An 18662-nucleotide genomic window follows, 5' to 3' on the forward strand; every position below is an offset into this window, starting at 1 on the left:
CGAACGCAATCGCGCGATAGGGAGGTTCTTTCGAATGACTGGCCACAGGCTGCTGTCCGAACCCGAGTTGAGCGTTACCGAATTGCCGTTCTCCGAAGACGGCGCCGATGCCGCCTTCACCAGCAGGATTCCGCCCAGGGCCGACCGCAAGGAGCCCACCCAGGCGCCCTGGATCGAATACCTGGGTGGGCAGTGGGTGGTGGTCAAGCGCCCACCCCGCTCAGCGGAGCGGCGTAGCTTCCATGCCATGCGCCAGCATGTGGACAAGTTGCTGGAACAGGGCTGGAGCATCACCGGCCGAGACCCGGTGCGGCTGGAGCGGCATCAGCGGGTGAAGATCGTCCGCGGCGGCCTTCTGCTGGATGGTTGAAGGCCGGCACGGCGCCGGAAACCCGCAGGCAAAAAAAGGTTCATCGCGCTTTCCCGGGGAAGGCAGCCTTGATTTTCAGGAAGAAGTAGGCTGAGTCTCGGAAGCCATAGGCCATGCGCTTGATCACCTTGATACGGTTATTCACGCCCTCCAGCAGGCTGGTATGTAGGTGGAAACGTGCACTGGCGAGGATGCCCCGGGCGTATTTGCGCAGGTTGCGGGCAAAGCGTTGCAGTGGCGCCAGACCGCTGTCCCGGGCATGCCGTAGCCAACTTCGCCAGCGCCGCCAGCCCTCCTGCACACTGGGGGCGTACCAGATTGCCTTTAACGCATCCTTGAGCACATAGACCGTGGCCAGTGGTTGGTTGGCCGCGAGCAGCTCTTGCAACTGCACGGCCTGCCCGTCCTTGAGGTTGTCGTGATTGCGCAGTAGCAGCCAGCGACTCTGCTTGACCACCTTGCGCGCCGTTTTGTCTTCGCGCAGGAGGTTGGCCTGGTCGACGCGGATACGGTCGATCACCTCACGGCCGTAGCGCGCCACCACGTGGAACAGGTCATACACCACTTCGGCCTGCGGGCAGTGCCGCTTCACCTCCAGGTCGAAAGCCGTGTTCATGTCCATCGCCACCGCCTCGATCTGCTGGCAGCGCTCGCCCAGCAATTCGAAGAACGGGCGAATCGCCTCGCGGCTGTTGCCATGCCCGACCCACAGCACCCGCGTCCGCTCGGCATCCATGATCACCGTGGCATAACGATGCCCCTTGTGCAGGGCGAACTCGTCCATCACCAGACGGCGAACATCGCCCGGCTTGAAAGCGCCAACGGCGGCCTCCAGGCGGCGCTTATCGAGCGTCTTGAGCGTGTGCCAGTGCAGGCCGGTGAGGCGGCTGACATGACTGATGGGCAGCAATTGCAGCAAGCCTTCGAGCCAGACGCGCAAGCGTTGGGTCAAACGCGACACCGGTTCCAACCAGCTGATCCGCTCGGTTACCCGCCCACAACTCAGGCAATCGACGCGGCGCACCGGTAGCTGGAGCAAGACGCGCTGGTCGAACAGATCGCGATCGCGCACCTGACGAGTCCGCCGCTCATGGATCAATGGACAGGCTTCACCACAGCGTCCGCATTCGGGGACGGAGCCGACTTGAGGCTCGAGCTCGATTAGCAGGGTGTCGTGGGTTGATTGGCGACAGGAGACGACTGCGTAGCCTGGCCAGAAAGCAGCAAGATCAATAGGATGCACGGCGGCAGCAGGGGGTGGTGGTTGGTTCGTTTGGCGACTGCCAATCTAACCACTTCCCTGACTGTCAACTCGCTCTTCCCCCTGATCCCGCGAAGAACCCAAAAAAAGGGCGGCTCCGACACTGCGGGCCGCCCTAAATCACGGAGTTGCTTACATCGCGTGGCGCCGATGACTTGACGCCACAGGTATTGGATTACCGTTCGAGGATCGCGGTCACACCCTGGCCGCCGGCGGCACAGATCGAGATCAGCCCGCGTCCCTCGCCGGCCACGGAAAGCAGCTTGGCGAGGTTGGCGACGATGCGCCCGCCCGTGGCGGCGAAGGGATGCCCAGCCGCCAGGGAACTGCCCTTGACGTTCATCCGGCTGCGCTCGATGGCCCCCAGGGGCTTGTCCAGGCCGAGGCGAGTCTTGCAGTAATCGGCGTCCTCCCAGGCCTTGAGGGTGCAGAGCACCTGGGCGGCGAAGGCTTCGTGAATTTCGTAGAAGTCGAAGTCCTGCAGGCTCAGGTTGTTGCGCGCCAGCAGGCGCGGCACGGCGTAGACCGGCGCCATCAGCAGGCCTTCCTCGCCGCTGACGAAATCCACCGCCGCCGCTTCGCCGTCGCGAAAATAGGCGAGGACCGGCAGCCCGCGCGCCTTGGCCCACTCCTCGCTGGCCAACAGCACCACCGAGGCGCCGTCGGTGAGCGGCGTGGAGTTGGCCGCCGTGAGGGTGCCGCGCGCACCGCGCTCGAACACGGGCTTCAAGGTCGCCAGCTTTTCGGCGTTGATATCCGGGCGCAGGTTCTGGTCGCGGGTCAGGCCGCGAAAGGGAGTCATCAGGTCGTTGTGCCAGCCCTCGGCATAGGCCGCCGCCAGCTTCTGGTGGCTGGCGACGGCCAACTGATCCTGCGCGTCACGGGGGATGGCCCAGGTCTGCGCCATCAGCTCGCAATGCTCGCCCATGGACAGCCCGGTGCGCGGCTCGCCATTGCGCGGGATATGCGGCGCCAAGTGGCGCGGGCGCACCTGCAGCAGGGCCTTGATCTTGTCGCCGGTGGACTTGGCGCGGTTGGCTTCGAGAAGAATCTTGCGCAGGCCTTCGTTGACCCCGATGGGCGCGTCGGAGGTGGTGTCCACGCCGCCGGCGATGCCGCAGTCGATCTGCCCGAGGGCAATCTTGTTGGCCACCAGGATCGCCGCCTCCAGACCGGTGCCGCAGGCCTGCTGGATGTCGTAGGCCGGGGTTTCCGGCGCCAGGCGCGAACCCAGCACGCATTCGCGGGCCAGGTTGAAGTCCCGCGAATGCTTGAGCACCGCCCCGGCGGCGAACTCCCCCACACGCACGCCGTGGAGGTTGAAGCGCTCCACCAGCCCTTCCAGGGCGCTGGTCAGCATGTCCTGGTTGCTCGCCGTGGCGTAGACGGTATTGGAGCGGGCGAAGGGGATGCGGTTGCCGCCGACGATGGCGACCCGGCGAAGCTGGGCCATGATGACTCCTTGCGATGGGGGTTTGCGGGATGCAGTGTCGGCTACAAGACTAGACGCCTGGATTGGCCGCCTCGCCGTCCGGCGGGTCAGCGCGGTCAATTGCGCGCAACGCCGGTCTGCGTAGAGTGGGCCCACTTTCGATTGTCAGCAGGAGCGCCAGCCCATGAACGACCGTTACCTCGCCTTTGCCAACTCCAACGCCGGCCGGCGCCTGGTGGGCGCCCTCGGCCTGCCGGCGCCGGTACGCCTGGAGCGCTGGATGGCGGGACGCGCACGGCCGGTGGACGGCGCACTGCTGATCGGTGGTGGCGGCGCCCTGGCCGAAGCTGCCAGCGCCGTGCTGAACAAGCTGACCGACCAGCAGTTCGCCGACGCCGAAGGCCGCTTCGGCCTGCCACGCTGGACCGCCGAGCACGGCCCGAAGCTCAAGGCGCTGATCTACGACGCCAGCGCGCTGACCCGCTTTGAGCAACTGATCGAGCTGCGCGATTTCTTCCAGCCGGCCCTGAAGGGCCTGGGCCAGTGCCCGAAGGTGGTGGTGCTGGCCCGCGCCCCGGAATCCACCAAGGACCTGGTGGCGGCCAGCGTGCAGCGCTCCCTGGAAGGCTTCACCCGCAGCCTCGGCAAGGAAATCCGCCGGGGCGGCGCCGTGCAACTGATCTACGTCGGCAAGGGCGCCGAAGACCAACTGGAAGGCGCCCTGCGCTTCTTCCTCTCGCCGAAGAGCGCCTACGTTTCCGGCCAGGTACTGCGCCTGGCGGCCTGCGCTGAGAAGGTACAGGACTGGACCCGGCCGCTGGCCGGCAAGCGCGCCCTGGTCACCGGCGCCTCTCGCGGCATAGGCGCCGCCATCGCCGAAACCCTGGCCCGCGACGGCGCCGACGTGGTCCTGCTGGACGTGCCCCAGGCGAAGGACGCGCTCGACGGCCTGGCCGCGCGCTTGGGCGGCCGTGGCGTGGCCATGGACATCACCGCCGCCGACGCCGCCGACCAACTGCTGGACGCACTGCCGGAAGGCGTGGATATCCTGGTGCACAACGCCGGCATCACCCGCGACAAGACCCTCGCCAAGATGAGCGACGACTTCTGGAACGCGGTGATCGACGTCAACCTGCGCGCCCCGCAGGTGCTGACCCAGGCCCTGCTGGACGCCGGCAAGCTGCACGACAACGGCCGCGTGGTGCTGATCGCCTCCATCAGCGGCATCGCCGGCAACATGGGCCAGACCAACTATGCGGTGAGCAAGGCGGGGGTGATCGGCCTGGCGCAGAACTGGGCGCCGGTCCTGGCCAAGCGCGGCATCAGCATCAACGCCGTGGCGCCGGGTTTCATCGAAACCCAGATGACCGCCGCGATTCCGCTCACCCTCCGTGAGGCCGGCCGGCGCATGAACGCCATGAACCAGGGCGGCCTGCCGCAGGACGTGGCCGAAGCCGTGGCCTGGTTCGCCCAGGCCGGCTCCGGCGCCCTCACCGGGCAGGTGATGCGGGTGTGCGGGCAAAGCCTGCTGGGGGCTTGAGCCTCGATCAACGCGGGCACAGAGAACGCCCCTCAGGCGCTTTCGCCCTTGCCCCTGCGCCGGAATTCCACCGGCGTCTCGCCGACCCAGCGCTTGAAGGCGCGGTAGAAGGTGCTCGGCTCGGAGAAACCGGTGCGCTCGACGATCACCTCGATGCGCTCGTCGGTCTTCAGCAGCAGTTCCTTGGCCAACCGGCAGCGGTAGTCGGTGACCAGGTCGTTGAAGCGCACCCCGGCCAGGGTCAGGCGCTCGCGCAGGCGGCGGGCCGGCATGTTCAGGCGCGCGGCCACCTGCTCCAGGGTGGCGCCGCCGTTCACCAGCAGCTCGCCGATCAGCTCGCGCACCTGGTGCACCAGGTCCAGCCGCTCCACTTCCGCCAACTGGCGACGGGCCAGGGACTCGTGCATGCGCAGCAGGTCCGGGGCGGCGTGGCGCGAGGGCCGGTCCAGCACATCGGCCGCGAAGATCAGCGCATAGCGATCGGCGCCCAGCGTCGCCGGGCAGCCGTAGACCGCCCGGTAGCGCTCGGCGGGCGCGCCTTCGGTGTGCATCAGCTGCACTTCATGGGGTTTGAACTGGCCCTCGGTCAGGGCGTGGAACAGGCGGATCACCGCCCCGGCGAGCATTTCCGGAAAATGCCGGTTGCTGCCCGCGTTCTGGCCGAGGGAAAGCACGGCGCGGTCGTCCTCTACTTCCAGCCGGGCGCTCAGGGTGTCGGAGAGCAGGCGCACGTAACGCAGGGCGTGGCGCAGCCCCTCGCCGAAGGTGCCGCTGGAAAGGAACAGGTATTCCAGCAGCAGGCCGTGGAACGCCGGCAGATGGCTGGCCAGGTGAAGGCCGACATGCTCTTCGCCGCATGCGTCGGCAGCGGCCTTCCAGAACTGGGTTTGCGCAGCATGGGGGAAACGACCTGCGGGCAACCCGCCAGGCGGCAGGCCCACACGCTCCAGGACCTTGTCCGGGTCGGTGCCGCTGGCACGCAGGGCGTCGATCACCGGGCGCAGCAGCGCCACATCGTCGGTCAGATCACGCATCATTTTGGGAGAGTTCTTATTGTCTGCGAGGCGCGGCCATCTTATGCGGCTTCTTCCCCAGGGCTCAAGGCCGCGATTGACTGCCCTGCCGCAGGCTGCAAACCGTCGGCCAATGCCGCTCCGCCGCCACTGGCTATGCTGAGCCCCATTCGCCTCAAGGAGACTGCCCCATGGCCATCGACTGGCTCGACCTGCCCGCTCCCCCCGCCCTCCCCGGCCTGTTCGCCCGCGCCGCCGTGCGTCGCGGCATGCGCGGCCAGGCGCTGCCCGAACTGGGGGTACGCTGCCCGGTGACGATCGACCCCGGCCACCTGGCGCGCTACCGGGCCGTCTGCGGGTTCAGCGACAAGGGCCTGCTGCCGGCGACCTATCCCCACATCCTCGCCTTCCCGCTGCAGATGCGCCTGCTCACCGACCCGCGCTTCCCCTTTCCGCTGCTGGGCCTGGTGCATCTGGAGAACCGTATCCGCGCGTTTCGCGCCCTGGGCGGCCTCGGCCCCTTCACCGCGAGCGTGCAGGTGGCCGACCTGCAACCCCATGAAAAAGGCGCCACCTTCAGCCTGATCACCCGCCTGGAAGACCAGCTCGGCCTGGTCTGGGAAGGCGACAGCCGCATCCTCTTCCGCGGCCTGCACCTGCCCGGCCAGCCCGCGCCGCGCGCCAGCGAGGACAGCCTGCCCCTGTCGCACCTGGACCAGTGGTACGCCTCCGCCGACATCGGCCGCCGCTACGCCCGCGTCGCCGGTGACTACAACCCCATCCACCTGTCGACCCTCAGCGCCAGGGCGTTCGGGTTCCCCCGCGCCATCGCCCACGGCCTGTGGAACAAGGCGCGCTGCCTGGCGACCCTGGAGATCCACCTGCCCGCCGCCGGTTACGAGGTGGAGGTGCGCTTCCAGAAACCCATGCTGCTGCCCGCTGAAGTCACCCTGCTGGCCAGCGCGGCGGGGCCTTCGGGCCAGCTCGCCCTGCGCGGCAAGGGCGACACCCCGCACATGGCCGGAAGCTGGCGCCCCCTCGCCTGACCCTTGCGCGGGCGGTAGCGCAGCGGGACCATAGGCGGCTCAAGGAGAGCACCATGAACCTCGACGAACTCACCACCCGCCTGCACGCCATCCGCGACCGGAACGACTGGCGGCAATTCCACAGCCCGAAGAACCTGGCCATGGCCGCCAGCGTGGAAATGGCCGAGCTGGTGGAAATCTTCCAGTGGCTCAGCGAAGACCAGTCGCGCCAGTTGCCGCCGGAAAAGCTCGCCCACGCTGGCCAGGAAGTCGGCGACATCATCCTCTACCTGCTGCTGCTCTGCGCCGAGCTGGGCCTGGACATGGATGCCGTGGTGCGCGCCAAGCTCGCCGACAGCGAAAGGCGCTTCACATGAGCGACCGCCATTTCGACGAACTGGCGACGCGCTTCGCCGAAAAGATCTACGGCGGCGCCAAGGGCGCCATCCGCCTCGCGGTGCTCCAGGCCGACCTCGCCGAAGCCCTGCCTGAACGCCCGCTGCGGGTGCTGGACGTTGGCGCCGGTCTCGGCCACATGGCGCTCTGGCTGGCCCAGCGCGGCCACCAGGTGACCCTCGCCGAACCCGCCGAGCCCATGCTCGAAGGCGCCCGCCAGCGCTTCGCCGACGCGGGCCAGGCCGCCACCTTCATCCAGGCGCCCTGGCAGGACCTGCTGGGCCAGCTCACCGAACCCTACGACCTGGTGCTCTGCCACGCCGTGCTGGAATGGCTGGCCGACCCGCACGCGATCCTGCCCGTGCTGCACCAGCTCACCGCGAAGGACGGCCTGTTGTCCCTGGCCTTCTACAACAAGGACGCGCTGATCTACCGCAACCTGCTCAAGGGCCATTTCCGCAAGCTGCGCAAACACCGCTTCGCCGGCGAAGGGCAAAGCCTGACCCCGCAACAGCCACTCGATCCGCGCGACCTGGCGGCGCAACTCGACGGACACTGGCGGGTCGAAAAACAGAGCGGTGTGCGCGTGTTCCACGACTACATGCCCCAGGAGTTCCAGGCCAAGGCCGAGCTGGTGGACCTGCTGGAAATGGAACTCGCCTACCGCCGCCATCCCAGCTACCAGGGACTGGGCCGCTACCTGCACTGGATCTGCCGGCCGCTGTAAAAGGAGGCCTCATGAAACTGCTCGCACTGCTCGCCGCTGCGCTGCTGCTTGGCGCGTGCCAGAGCCCCAACCCCTACCAGTACCAGTCCCGCCCGGTGCCGCCCGCGCCGCCGGGCGTGGACAGCCTGTTCGACGCCAGCGCCTATCCCGCCCCGCCCCGCGACTTCGGCCGCTACCGCAGTTGGGCCTGGCTGGACGGCCAGCTTCCCGCCGGCAACAACTGGGCGACCCCCGAACAGATGGCCGACATGGTCAATGCCGGCCTCGACCAGCACGGCCTGCGCCCGGCCCGCACCCCTGGCCAGGCCGACCTCAGGGTCAGCGCCAGCCTGCGCTATGAAAAGCGCCTGCGGCAGTACGACGACTACGGCGGTGCCTACTACGGCAGCGGCCCCTGGCACGACCAGTACGGCGCCTGGGCCAGCGTGCCCATCGTGCGCACCTACGAGGAACAGGTGGCAGTGGTCTACCTGCAATTCTTCGATGCCCGCGACAACCAGCTGGTGTGGAGCGGCAGCGGCGAAGCTTCCGCCAATGGCGACCGCGCCGACGGCGTGGCCGCGCTGCGGGCCGCGATGAAGGACGCGCTGGACGGCTACCCGCCGCATTGAAGCACGTCCCACGGCTGCCAGAATCCCCTTGCCCAGCGCCCTGCCATGGGGTTCGATAACGATTCCGGCAGAGGAGATCCGATCATGATCCGCCGCACGCTGCTCCTTTCCACCGCCCTGCTCCTGGCCGCCTGCCAGAACTACAACGTCAATCGCGATTACGACAGCAGCCGCGATTTCGGCGCCTACCGCAGCTGGAGCTGGAAGGAACCCGCCCTGCAATACAGCCCCGACGATCCGCGCATCAAGAGCGACCTCACCGAACAACGCATCCGCGATGCCGTCGGCCAGCAACTCGACCAGCGCGGCCTGCGCCCAGCCGCCAGCGGCCAGGCCGACCTCAACGTCCAGTCCTGGCTGATCGTCGACGAGCGCCAGCAGCAGACCAGCTACAACTACGGCGGTCACTGGGGCGGCTATTGGGGAGGTTACTGGGGCGGCCCGGCCTACACCGAAACCCGCATCTACAGCTACAAGGTCGCCACCATCCAGGTGGACATGTACGACAGCAAGGACGGCAAGCTGGTCTGGCGCGGCAGCGCCGAACAGATCATGCAAAGCGCCCCGCCGAGCCCCGCCGAACGGGAAGCCGCCATCCGCGAAACGGTCGCCAAGGTGATCGCCCAATACCCCCCGCACTGAGGTCCCGATGCCCGACCTGAACCACCGCCCCGCTCTCGCCGAAGACCTCCACGACGTCGTCCGCTTCCCCCAGGATGCGGACGAACTCTTCTTTGCCTACCCCAAGGCGAGCTGGCCGCTGACCGTCGGCCAACTCGCCGCCGCCATGGCCGAACGGCGTGGCAGCACCGTCGCCCTGCTGGACGGCGAGGTCGCCGGCTTCGCCAACTTCTACCAGTGGCAGCACGGCGAGTTCTGCGCCCTCGGCAACATGATGGTGGCGTTCTGGGCGCGCGGGCAGGGCGTGGCCCGCTACCTGATCGAAGCCATGGAGCGCCAGGCCCGCGAGCAGTACAAGGCCCGGCTGATGAAAGTGTCCTGCTTCAACGCCAACGCAGGCGGCCTGCTGCTCTATACCCGCCTTGGCTACCAGCCCCGCGCCATCGTCGAACGCCATGCCCCGGACGGCCGCCGCGTGGCCCTGGTCCAACTGGACAAACCCCTCACGGACTGACCACTGCCCGCCATGACCATTCGCCCTGCCCAGCCGGACGAACTGCCGCTGCTGGCCGCCATCGAACGGCGCGCCGCCGCGCGCTTCGGCCCCGACGACCTGCCGCCCCAGCTTCGCGGCGACACCCTGCCACTGGCATGCCTGCAGCGCGCCCAGGCCACCGGCCTGCTCTGGGTGGCCGTTGCAGCCGACGCCAGCCCGGCCGGCTTCCTCGCGGCGGAAGCCGCCGGAGCAGCGCTGCACATCTGCGAGGTAAGCGTCATCCCCGAACAGGGCGGCCAAGGCCTGGGCCGCGCGCTGCTGGAAGCGGCGAGGCGGCACGGGCAAGAGACCGGCTTCGCGGCCCTCACGCTCACCACCTTCGACCATCTCCCCTGGAACCGTCCCTTCTATGAACGGCTGGGATTCCGCGTAGTCGCCGCCGAGGCATGCGACGAACACCTGCGCCAGGCGCTGATCGCCGAAACCCGCGCCGGCCTGCGCAACCGGGTAGCCATGCGCCGCGAGTTGCCGTGAACCGGTCGGCGCCTCGTGGCGCCCCGCTCGCACCGGTCACTAAACTTATCCACATGGCACCGGCGCGCCGGTGCCGGGCGGGGAGCGGGACGCTCCTCCTTGAGTGCCGGCTTCGCCGGCTTACCGGGAGCGACAAGCCGGCGCCTGGCAGGAGGTGTCCCATGACCATGATCACCCAGCTGCAAAGCAGCCTGACTCAACACAAAACCCGCTTCGACGTGCTCAGCCACGCCAAGTCCATGACCACCCGCGAAGCCGCCCGCCGCGCCGGCATCCCACCGCAACAGATGGCCAAGCCGGTGATCCTCGACGACTTCCAGGGCAACTGGCTGATGGCCGTGGTGCCCGCCTCGCGCCATGTCGACCTGGAAAAGGTCCACAAACTCACCCACCGTCACTGGCGCCTGGTACACGAACGCGACTTCGGCAAGCGCTTCGCCGACTGCGAAACCGGCGCGATTCCCGCCGTGGGCAATCTCTTCGGTCTCGACACCCTGGTCGACCAGTCCCTCACCGAACAATCGGACATCTACTTCGAATCCGGTCGGCACGACGAACTGGTACACATGAGCGGCAAGCAATACATGGCGCTGATTCCTGAAGCGAAAAGCGGACGGTTCTGCGAGTAGAACCACCCCCACGGAAAAGCCCCCGCTCCCTGTTCAGGGAGCGGGGGCAGTTCAGGCTCGAGGGCCGACGCGTCTCGCGCCGCTAGCGAATATCTCCGCAAAACACATCCACCCCACCATCCGCCGGGCTGGTCCGCAGCACCAGCGAATGCTCGCTCGCCCGCAACGTCGACAGTGGCACGGGAGCGGACTTCGACAGGCGCCAGACATCGCCCTCGACGTGGCGGTAGGTGTTCACCGTGCGGTTCAGCTCATAGGCCGGCGTGGCGCCCGGCGCCGAGCAGGTTCCCGGGTAGATGTAGGTATAGAGATGGACCGGCCGCGTCACGCCGGACGGCACACCGCTGACGAACAGGGAAATGGCGGTTTCGTCCCCGCGCGGCACCAGCGTCGCCATGCCGATGCGCCCCGCATTCTGCTGCGTGGCCGCCAGCCTGACGTCGACCCGCTGGTCGTCCGGGGTTCCCACAGAAGCCGCGCAGCCGCCCAGGCCGACGGTGAGCAGGAAGAAGATCAGAAGCCGTGCCGCATACATTGCGGGCCTCCCCGCGTGGAAGCGTTCGACTCCCCACTATAGGCGCGGGCACGGCGAATAGAGCGTTGCGCTACCAGCGGTCGATGCGGCAGCGAAAGCCGGGCTGGGGAAGCGCCGGCAACGCACTCAGGGCTTGTACTGGTGCTGCGCCACGCACCACTTGCTGGCCGGGTCCTTCGAGCGGGTGCAGGAATTGCGGAAAATCACCTGGGCATGCTGCTGGCAATTCCGGAACTGCTTGGAGCCCTTCTCGTTCTTGCTGCAGACCGTGTCCAGGGCGATAGCGCCATCGCGCTCCTGCCAGTTCAGGTAATAGTTGTTGCTGTCCTGCTTGGGCTTGGCCGGGGTCGCGGCGAAGGTCACGCTCGCCACGAGTACCAGCGCGCTGCCGAGTGCGAATCGGATGCTCATTTCAACTCCTAAGGTCGCTTGTGCCGGGTGCGCCTTCTAAGAGGCGCTGCCATGGAGCGGTGCCGCCAACACTGTCGCAAAGCCTAGTCAACTGAACCGCCAGTCTTGCGCGTGCTCAGCGCAGACACGGCGAAAAAACTGCAGGAATAGTGCGGAGCGCCAGGCAAGGCCGCAAGGGCCGCGGGCTCCAACGGAGCGACCGTCCGTCTAAATGTCAGGCTCGACACTAAGAAGGCGACGCAACTTACGGATAAGACTGGGAAAGGCCGGGTGCGAAAGCAGTTGTTAATCCGTGTTGGGGGTTGCCGAGTTTGAACTCGGTGCATCGCTGTCCGGGCTCGTTTGCCCAATTTCAGGCATGACCTCGCCGGTCATCAGCCACCACCGATAGTGAGGATAGAGATTCCCCAACTTCTCTAGTTCCTCCGCTCCAAAGCGTGCCTTGCCCCGCTTGATGCTCTGCCAACGCACATAGTCCTTGCTGTTGACCTCAGCCAAGTCTTTCAGGCTCGCCATCGCCAGTAGCTGGAGCGCCCTATTGGCCATCCCTTCAGCCATTGAAAAGCACCATTATGGACTATTGCCATATCTCTGAATTCATGGATAATGCGAAATGGAAATAGTCCATAAATACGCATCGAACGAGTTGACCGAATACTGACGGAACCAGCAGGGAACTGGAAGGGCTCTGCATGTCCGCAAGAAGCCGCTGTCCAACGGTGACGTCCCTCCCTGAACGGCTTGAAAGGAAATCGAGCATGGCTGATTTCAACACCCCCACCGCCCTTTCCCTGCTGGGCCGAACCGCGATGGTCGAACTGGTCTGGGACGACGATCCGCGTCCGCTCTGGGTGTGCGTGCATATCCTGGGCGTGGTGCTGCGGCTGGACGGGGTGTATGAGCATCCGCACTTCCTGACGATGGATGTGCACGAACTGGAGCCGTTTCCCAACGAGATGTTCTGGACCAATATCCGGCGGCTATATCCGCTGCGGTGGCGGGATGGCGCTCGTGGATTCAGGCCCGCGCCGTGCGATTGCGAGGCGTAGGGTGGACCACGCTTTACCGGTCCACCAGCGGGGCCAAGTCAGGCAAGGGGGATGGAAGGGCTATCGATGCCTGAGCCCTGGAGCAAAAGAATCCGTCTTCGTTTTCCCACCACCGGCCGGGGATGGATGGACGAGCGGGAGGGACTGGCAGCGTGTGCCGTCCGACTTCCCCAGCCCCTCTCCAAGCGGGAGAGGCGCGCGTGTTTGGCGGAAGGCAGTGGGAGTCGAACCCACCCAGGAACGGCTGCCGTCCCCCACCGGGTTTGAAGCCCGGCCACGCCACCGGGCGTGCTTGCCTTCCATGTTGATCTATAAGGCTTTTTCCGTGCCTACCTGCTGTGCAAGCGGGGAGGTGTCGAAGAACTGTCGAAAATCCTATCGGACCATACAACAAAACATCCCAGGATGCGGCCTGCCGCAAGGCGAGCTTAGCGCAGAGTGCCCAGGTTCAAGGCAGTAGTTTGCCCGACATTTCAGCAATGACGATCTTTTCGATGCAGCGCAGCGCCCTCATCTCCCCGGGGAATGCATGCCTGACCTCGGGCTGCAGCCTGGCTATCTCGTCGTTTTCACGCTGCACCTGGTCGATGAGTTGCTCAGCACCTTTACGTACCGCTGTAGCCAGCTGGACGACCTGTGTTCGCGCCGTGGCCGGCTTGATCGCGAGTATCCCGGCCGCCTCGACCAGCAGATCCAGGCTCATGCGCTCCAAACGCTCTTCACCCGCTATGGGCCAGGCCATGGTCACGGTGCCCGGCCAATAGTCCTTGTCGAAGGCTTTGGTGGTCCAGACGGCGGTGCTCAGCAGGTCGTAGAAGGGTGCCAACTCCAGCCCCCGAGGGCTCATGAGGAAGCTGAGGTTTTTCAAGTGTGCATCGGTATTGCCGACCAGGACGTTGAACGTCAGCCATTGGAAGAGCTGCAGCCGGGCCCTGGCCGGAATGCGGCACATCGCGCTCAACTCACGCAGGCGCCCGACGTTGCCCGCGTGGTACTTGGCCGTCCTATCCAGGTTGAGCACCTGGCAGGCGTCCAGGCAGTGAAGCCTCGTCCATCCAGCCGCGGTGAAGGTCCTATCGAAACGCTCGACCAGGTAGACCGGCATGGGGATGTATTTTCGGGTCACGGCCGGAACGGGCAGGCCCACCTTTCTGGCGAGCGTCATCACGAACCACTCGTTGATCACCGAATGGGCAAAGTCGCCGCCCGGATGATCCGGTTTGAGGATATGCGTCGACGGTTCGTTACCGCCTGGTTCCAGGAACTGCCCTTCCTCAGCGCGGAGTGCGACTTTGTGTTGCGCCCCGGCCAGGGACATCCTCTTGAAAGACTGCTCGGCCAAGGGGATTTGAGGCATTTTCCGAATGCGCTCGGCCATCGCATCAAACGAGAGTGCCCTCAGTTCACCTGGCTCGGGTACTTGGTCTGGAGACAGCAAGGTAATGGACCCAGCCGACTCGGCACCAAAGTGCTGGAGCATGCCAAACGCATCCTCGACGCCAACGCCGGCACTTGCGGCAATGAGCTGGCGTTGCCCTTCTTCCGGGAGCAGGTTGTCGAAGAACCACTGAACGGGACGGTCGCTTGCACCATCAACTTGGGGTTCCGCCCTCAATGGCAAGCTCGGGCTGATGGCGTAGGCATCACGCTTATCCAGCCACGCCTGGGTGTAGGTGAACGTCCATAGGCCGTTGCGCTCGGCCAACACACCGACCTGGTCGAAGTTGATCCAGACGTAGAGTTGGCGATTCATCAGCGAGCCTTGTCGTTCAGGGACTTTCCAATGGCGTGCAGCAGGCGGTCCAGTTCATCGGACTCAGGATTGATCTTGCCGGAATGCGCCGCCGCAGACTTGTTGAATGCGCGAAGTACCTGAGCACTCGCCTCCCCAGCAATCTCTTCGGGCACCTCCACCGACACTTTCAGCCCCAACTCCTGCATGACCTGGAAGAGCAGGCCCCACCGCACGGTTTCGCCGCCGCGCTCGACCTTGCCGAGGAAGTTTTCGCTCACGCCAATTACGCCAGCGGCCACGTCCTGGCGCATATCCATGGCCTTTCGGCAGGCCCGGATGAGGTGGCCCAAGGCTTTGGGAGAGTCGATAGGTACATTCATTGAAATATCCCCACGCTCATAAGGAAAAGGCGAGCCATGTTGAGCAGACTGAGAAATCCACATGGTCGTGGGGATTAAATCGATCAGAAGGCTTTTCCATCAGAAATCCTCACGAACGAGAGGATTATAGCCACAAAATAGACCTGACTTGAAAAATCCTCATGATTGTAAGGATTCCTAGTCAGTGCGGGGAAAGAGCGCCGAAGAACTGTCGAAAATCCCTGGTGGGACCGAACTCCAGAACACCCTGGAAGTGGCCTGTCGCCAGGTGCGCGTAGCGCATGGTCATGCTCAGCGAAGCGTGCCCCAGGATCTTCTGCAGCGACAGGATGTTGCCCCCGTTGGCTATGAAGTGGGCGGCGAAGGTATACCGCAACACATGGGCCCTTTAGCCAGCAGGTAGCTTTAAACCGGACGTTTCCACAGCATCGTCGACACTGTTTCGGCAGTTGCTGAATAGCCCATGCTTGGTGAAATGGTCAAAAAATCCGGGCTTCACGTTCGAGGGCGATCGGGATCGACCTGCGACGCCTCGACTTGGTTTCCCGGCGCCTGGGCCAGAGCGGAGTCTTCCCTGATCTTGCGTTGGTCGCCGATGCGGCGAGTGAAGCCGATGCGGTCGAAGTATTCCAGCAGTTGGATGCTGCGTTTGCGGCCGATGGCGATGCGGTCGCGCCAGGCGGCGGCTTTGATGCTGCCGTGCTCATCCTGCAGGTGCCGAGCCGAGGCGGCCAATTGGCGGATGGTCGTATCCGGGTAGAACAGGTCTTTCACCACCTGGTGCAGTCGGCCCAGGCGGGCGAGTTTGCGTTCCAGCAGGCGCATGGCGTTCTCGTCCACCTTCAGTTCGCGGGCGAGGTCGCGTACCCAGGGTGGGTCGAAGCGGCCGCTTTCCAGCATGGGCCAGATGCGTTGGACCAGGGCCTCGTCGGCGTCGCTCAGTTGCACGCGGTGGTCGGGCAGGTGCAGCCAGGGGCCGCTGGCCTGAAGGGCGCCGCTGGCGAGCAGCTGCTCCAGCAGGGCGATGAAGAGCGGGCGTTCCAGTTCGGGCAGGGCGTAGCGGCGCAGGCGGTCGCGGTCAGGGCCGAGTTCGTCGGGCAGTTCGGCGTGGAAGCGGGCGAGGCCGTCCAGCAGTTGCTGCGTCAGCGCCTGCCAGGTGTCCGCGGCGAAGAGTCGCGGGCCGAGGCGGGTGGCGACTTCCACGGCCGTCGCGGGGACTGCCCAGCCAGCGCGTGGGCGGTTGAACTGGCGCTCCAGCCGGTGGGGGTCGAGACCGTTGCGGGCCGTTTGCAGCAAGACCGGCAGGGCCGCTTCCAGGCTGTTGCCACGCAAGGCGTCGAGCTGCGCCAGGCGTTCCGGCGTGCGGCGGTTGCGCGCGGGGGCGAAGGGGTCGAGCACGCGGCCGCCACCGAGGGTGCGTTGGGCGGACTGGTCGCGTAGCACCAGGCGGTCGCCGTGCACCGCATGGGCGTGGGCGTTGAGCAGCAGTTGGGCGAAGCCGCGCTGGCCGGGCGCCAGGCTGCCGCCTTCCAGCAGGGCCACGCGGCCGGTGACGTCCTGGGCGCCGAGGTGGACGTGTACCGGGGTCCAGTGGGCCAGGTCGTGGGGCTCGCCGGGCAGCAGGCGCAGGTCGATATCCAGGCGCGTGGTGGGCGCCAGCAGGGCGGGAGCGAGCAGCCAGTCGCCTCGGTGGATGTGCTCCAGGGCCAGGCGCTCGCCGGTGATGTTGAGGGCCACGCGCTGACCGGCGCCGGCTTCCTCGACCTGCTGGTTGCGGGCATGCAGGCCGCGCACGCGCACGGTCCGGCCGGAGGGGGCGAGGATCAGTTCGTCCCCGGCCCTCACCCGCCCGGCGAAGGTGGTGCCGGTGACCACCACGCCCGCGCCCGCCACGCTGAAGGCACGGTCGATGGGCAGGCGGAAATGACCGTCCAGGCTACGCCGGTCCACGCGGGCGGATTCCGCCAGCAGCGCCTGGCGCAGGTCGTCGATGCCCTTGCCGCTCAAGCTGTCCACGGCAAAGAGTTCGGCACCCGCCAGCGGGCCGGGCGCCAACAGCGCGGCGACTTCCGCGCGCGCCCGTTCGGCGCGTTTGGCGTCTACCCGGTCGAGCTTGGTCAGGGCCACCAGGGCGCGACGTATGCCCAGTAGTTCGGCAATGGCGAGGTGTTCGCGGGTCTGCGGCATCACGCCGTCGTCGGCGGCCACCACCAGCAGCAGCAGGTCGATGCCGCAGGCGCCGGCCAGCATGTTGTGGACGAAGCGTTCGTGGCCGGGCACGTCGATGAAGGCGGTGGGCTGGCCGTCACCCAGGTCGGCGTGGAGGTAGCCGAGGTCGATGGTGATGCCGCGCTCGCGCTCGGCCGGGCGACGGTCGCCCTCCTGGCCGGTCAGGGCTTTGAGGAGGGCGGTCTTGCCGTGGTCGATATGGCCCGCGGTGCCGACTATCACTCGAGCACTCCCGAGAGCTGCGGCAGTTGGGCGAGGAAGGCCGGCTCGTCGTCGAGCTGGCGCAGGTCGAGCCAGAGGGCGTCGTCGTCGAGGCGGCCGATCACCGGAATCGGCAGGGTGCGCAGGTTTTCTTCCAGTTCGCGCAGGACGCGGCCGCGCAGGCGCTTGGGTTGCTGCGGGCGCAGGCACAGCGCGGCGCCGGGCAAGCGGGCCACCGGCTGCGCGCCGCTGCCGATCATGCCCAGGGCCGGCACCGCGCCCACCTGCCAGGCCGGGCCCAGTTGCGCCGCGAGCATGGGCGCGAGGCGTTCGGCCTGGGCCTGGATATCGGCCTGCGGGCGGCTCAGCAGCCGCAGGGTGGTGAGCCGCTCGGCCAGACGTTCCGGGTCGCGGTAGAGGCCGAGCACCGCTTCGAGGGCGGCGAGGGTCAGCTTGTCCACTCGCAGGGCGCGCTTGAGAGGGTTCTTCTTGATGCGCCCGATGAGTTCCTGGCTGCCGAGGATCAACCCGGCCTGGGGGCCGCCCAGCAGTTTGTCGCCGCTGAAGGTGACGATATCGGCGCCATCGCGCAGGGCTTCCTGCACCGTGGGTTCCTTGGGCAGTCCCCAGCGGGTGAGGTCCACCAGCGTGCCGCTGCCGAGGTCTTCCAGCAGGGGCAGGCCGTGGCCGTGGGCAATGCCCGCGAGCTGCGCGGTGGGCACGCTGGCGGTGAAACCCTGCACGCTGTAGTTGCTGGTGTGCACGCGCATCAGCAGGCCGGTGCGCGGGTTGATGGCCGCTTCGTAGTCCTTGGCGTGGGTGCGGTTGGTGGTGCCCACCTCCACCAGCTTCACGCCGGCACGGGCCATGATGTCGGGGATGCGGAAGGCGCCGCCGATCTCGATCAGTTCGCCCCGGCTGATCACGCCTTCCTTGCGCGCACCCAGGCTGTTCAGCGCCAGCAGCACGGCGGCGGCGTTGTTGTTGACCACGGTGACCGCCTCGGCGCCGGTGAGCTCGCGGATGAGCCCGGTGATGAGGTCGTCGCGGTCGCCGCGCTTGCCAGTGGCCAGGTCGAATTCCAGGTTGAGCGGATAGCGCGCGGCCAGGGCGATGGCGTCGATGGCCTCTTCCGGCAACAGGGCGCGGCCGAGGTTGGTGTGCAGCACGGTGCCGGTGAGGTTGAAGACGCGCCGCACACGGCTGGCGTGGACCACAGCGAGGCGTTCCCCGGCGCGGCCGGCAAGCACCGCGTCGGTCAGTTCGATGGCGGCCAGTTGGCCCTGGCGTGCGGGTTCGCGCAGTTCGTCCAGCAGGTCGCGCAGGGTCTTGAGCAAGGCTTCGCGGCCGTAGCGCTGTTGCAGGGGGGCGCAGGCCGGGCTGCGCAGCAGGCGGTCAACGGAGGGCAATCGAGCGGCCGACATGGGCGTTCCTTAGCGTGGGGCGGTCCGTATCTGAGTCTAGGTG

Annotated in this window: 22 protein-coding genes and 1 tRNA gene; 11 read left to right on the top strand and 12 right to left on the bottom strand. The window is 66.7% G+C overall.

What is annotated here, in order from left to right:
* The first annotated feature begins 34 nt into the window (after positions 1-34).
* Positions 35-370 carry a hypothetical protein gene (locus PJW05_RS23580; RefSeq protein ID WP_271409355.1) on the top strand — a complete coding sequence of 112 codons (336 nt, stop codon included), beginning with the start codon at positions 35-37 and terminating at the stop codon, positions 368-370.
* 40 nt (positions 371-410) lie between these two features.
* Here PJW05_RS23580 and PJW05_RS23585 read toward each other — a convergent pair whose 3' ends face one another.
* Both PJW05_RS23585 and PJW05_RS23590 read right to left on the bottom strand, forming a co-directional pair.
* Positions 411-1613 carry an ISL3 family transposase gene (locus PJW05_RS23585; protein ID WP_271409356.1) on the bottom strand — a complete coding sequence of 401 codons (1203 nt, stop codon included), beginning with the start codon at positions 1611-1613 and terminating at the stop codon, positions 411-413.
* 193 nt (positions 1614-1806) lie between these two features.
* Positions 1807-3084, bottom strand: a complete 1278-nt coding sequence (locus tag PJW05_RS23590) for an acetyl-CoA C-acetyltransferase (protein ID WP_271409357.1) — start codon at positions 3082-3084, stop codon at positions 1807-1809.
* Between the two features lie 163 nt (positions 3085-3247).
* On the opposite strand from PJW05_RS23590, the gene PJW05_RS23595 reads away from it, so the two are divergent.
* Positions 3248-4603 (top strand): 3-oxoacyl-ACP reductase, encoded by a 1356-nt coding sequence (locus PJW05_RS23595; protein ID WP_271409358.1) that lies wholly within the window; start codon positions 3248-3250, stop codon positions 4601-4603.
* Positions 4604-4635: 32 nt separating this feature from the next.
* Here the strand turns inward: PJW05_RS23595 and PJW05_RS23600 are convergent, their stop codons facing one another.
* Complete coding sequence (locus tag PJW05_RS23600; protein WP_271412291.1) at positions 4636-5637, bottom strand: AraC family transcriptional regulator; 1002 nt, start codon at positions 5635-5637, stop codon at positions 4636-4638.
* 170 nt (positions 5638-5807) lie between these two features.
* On the opposite strand from PJW05_RS23600, the gene PJW05_RS23605 reads away from it, so the two are divergent.
* The 8 genes from PJW05_RS23605 (at position 5808) to PJW05_RS23640 (ending at position 10655) form a co-directional block, all read left to right on the top strand.
* Positions 5808-6662, top strand: coding sequence for a MaoC family dehydratase (locus PJW05_RS23605; RefSeq protein ID WP_271409359.1), 855 nt, complete (start codon positions 5808-5810; stop codon positions 6660-6662).
* 53 nt (positions 6663-6715) lie between these two features.
* Positions 6716-7018: a MazG-like family protein gene (locus PJW05_RS23610; RefSeq protein WP_271409360.1), complete on the top strand. Its 303-nt coding sequence runs from the start codon at positions 6716-6718 to the stop codon at positions 7016-7018.
* Positions 7015-7764 carry a methyltransferase domain-containing protein gene (locus PJW05_RS23615; RefSeq protein ID WP_271409361.1) on the top strand — a complete coding sequence of 250 codons (750 nt, stop codon included), beginning with the start codon at positions 7015-7017 and terminating at the stop codon, positions 7762-7764. The genes PJW05_RS23610 and PJW05_RS23615 overlap by 4 nt, the downstream gene beginning before the upstream one ends.
* Before the next feature lie 11 nt (positions 7765-7775).
* Complete coding sequence (locus PJW05_RS23620; protein WP_271409362.1) at positions 7776-8375, top strand: DUF4136 domain-containing protein; 600 nt, start codon at positions 7776-7778, stop codon at positions 8373-8375.
* Between the two features lie 84 nt (positions 8376-8459).
* The gene (locus PJW05_RS23625) at positions 8460-9017 is read left to right on the top strand and encodes a DUF4136 domain-containing protein (RefSeq protein ID WP_271409363.1); all 558 of its coding nucleotides are present in this window, start codon (positions 8460-8462) and stop codon (positions 9015-9017) included.
* 7 nt (positions 9018-9024) lie between these two features.
* The gene (locus tag PJW05_RS23630; RefSeq protein ID WP_271409364.1) at positions 9025-9510 is read left to right on the top strand and encodes a GNAT family N-acetyltransferase; all 486 of its coding nucleotides are present in this window, start codon (positions 9025-9027) and stop codon (positions 9508-9510) included.
* Positions 9511-9522: 12 nt separating this feature from the next.
* On the top strand, positions 9523-10026 hold the full coding sequence (locus tag PJW05_RS23635; protein WP_271409365.1) for a GNAT family N-acetyltransferase: 504 nt from the start codon (positions 9523-9525) through the stop codon (positions 10024-10026).
* 161 nt (positions 10027-10187) lie between these two features.
* Positions 10188-10655, top strand: coding sequence for an aminoacyl-tRNA deacylase (locus PJW05_RS23640; protein WP_271409366.1), 468 nt, complete (start codon positions 10188-10190; stop codon positions 10653-10655).
* Positions 10656-10737: 82 nt separating this feature from the next.
* Here the strand turns inward: PJW05_RS23640 and PJW05_RS23645 are convergent, their stop codons facing one another.
* The 3 genes from PJW05_RS23645 to PJW05_RS23655 all read right to left on the bottom strand — a co-directional run bounded on the left by PJW05_RS23645 (position 10738) and on the right by PJW05_RS23655 (position 12159).
* Positions 10738-11190 (bottom strand): hypothetical protein, encoded by a 453-nt coding sequence (locus PJW05_RS23645; protein WP_271409367.1) that lies wholly within the window; start codon positions 11188-11190, stop codon positions 10738-10740.
* Between the two features lie 126 nt (positions 11191-11316).
* A complete protein-coding gene (locus tag PJW05_RS23650) occupies positions 11317-11601 on the bottom strand; it encodes a hypothetical protein (RefSeq protein ID WP_271409368.1) in 285 nt (94 codons plus the stop codon).
* A 285-nt stretch (positions 11602-11886) separates the two neighbouring features.
* A complete protein-coding gene (locus tag PJW05_RS23655; RefSeq protein ID WP_271409369.1) occupies positions 11887-12159 on the bottom strand; it encodes a DNA-binding protein in 273 nt (90 codons plus the stop codon).
* A gap of 200 nt (positions 12160-12359) precedes the next feature.
* On the opposite strand from PJW05_RS23655, the gene PJW05_RS23660 reads away from it, so the two are divergent.
* A complete protein-coding gene (locus PJW05_RS23660) occupies positions 12360-12650 on the top strand; it encodes a hypothetical protein (RefSeq protein ID WP_271409370.1) in 291 nt (96 codons plus the stop codon).
* A gap of 205 nt (positions 12651-12855) precedes the next feature.
* Here the strand turns inward: PJW05_RS23660 and PJW05_RS23665 are convergent.
* From PJW05_RS23665 to selA, 6 genes are all read right to left on the bottom strand, one after another.
* Positions 12856-12951 (bottom strand) — tRNA-Sec (locus PJW05_RS23665).
* Positions 12952-13098: 147 nt separating this feature from the next.
* Positions 13099-14403, bottom strand: coding sequence for a HipA domain-containing protein (locus tag PJW05_RS23670; protein ID WP_271409371.1), 1305 nt, complete (start codon positions 14401-14403; stop codon positions 13099-13101).
* On the bottom strand, positions 14403-14765 hold the full coding sequence (locus PJW05_RS23675; protein ID WP_271409372.1) for a helix-turn-helix domain-containing protein: 363 nt from the start codon (positions 14763-14765) through the stop codon (positions 14403-14405). Before PJW05_RS23675 ends, PJW05_RS23670 begins: the two co-directional genes overlap by 1 nt.
* Positions 14766-14946: 181 nt before the next feature.
* On the bottom strand, positions 14947-15144 hold the full coding sequence (locus tag PJW05_RS26645) for a tyrosine-type recombinase/integrase (RefSeq protein WP_333908710.1): 198 nt from the start codon (positions 15142-15144) through the stop codon (positions 14947-14949).
* A 116-nt stretch (positions 15145-15260) separates the two neighbouring features.
* A complete protein-coding gene (gene selB, locus PJW05_RS23685) occupies positions 15261-17216 on the bottom strand; it encodes a selenocysteine-specific translation elongation factor (protein WP_271409373.1) in 1956 nt (651 codons plus the stop codon).
* Positions 17213-18619 carry an L-seryl-tRNA(Sec) selenium transferase gene (selA, locus tag PJW05_RS23690; RefSeq protein ID WP_271409374.1) on the bottom strand — a complete coding sequence of 469 codons (1407 nt, stop codon included), beginning with the start codon at positions 18617-18619 and terminating at the stop codon, positions 17213-17215. Before selA ends, selB begins: the two co-directional genes overlap by 4 nt.
* Between the last annotated feature and the right edge of the window lie 43 nt (positions 18620-18662).

It is taken from the genome of Pseudomonas sp. Q1-7, from assembly GCF_028010285.1.
Lineage (GTDB): Bacteria > Pseudomonadota > Gammaproteobacteria > Pseudomonadales > Pseudomonadaceae > Metapseudomonas.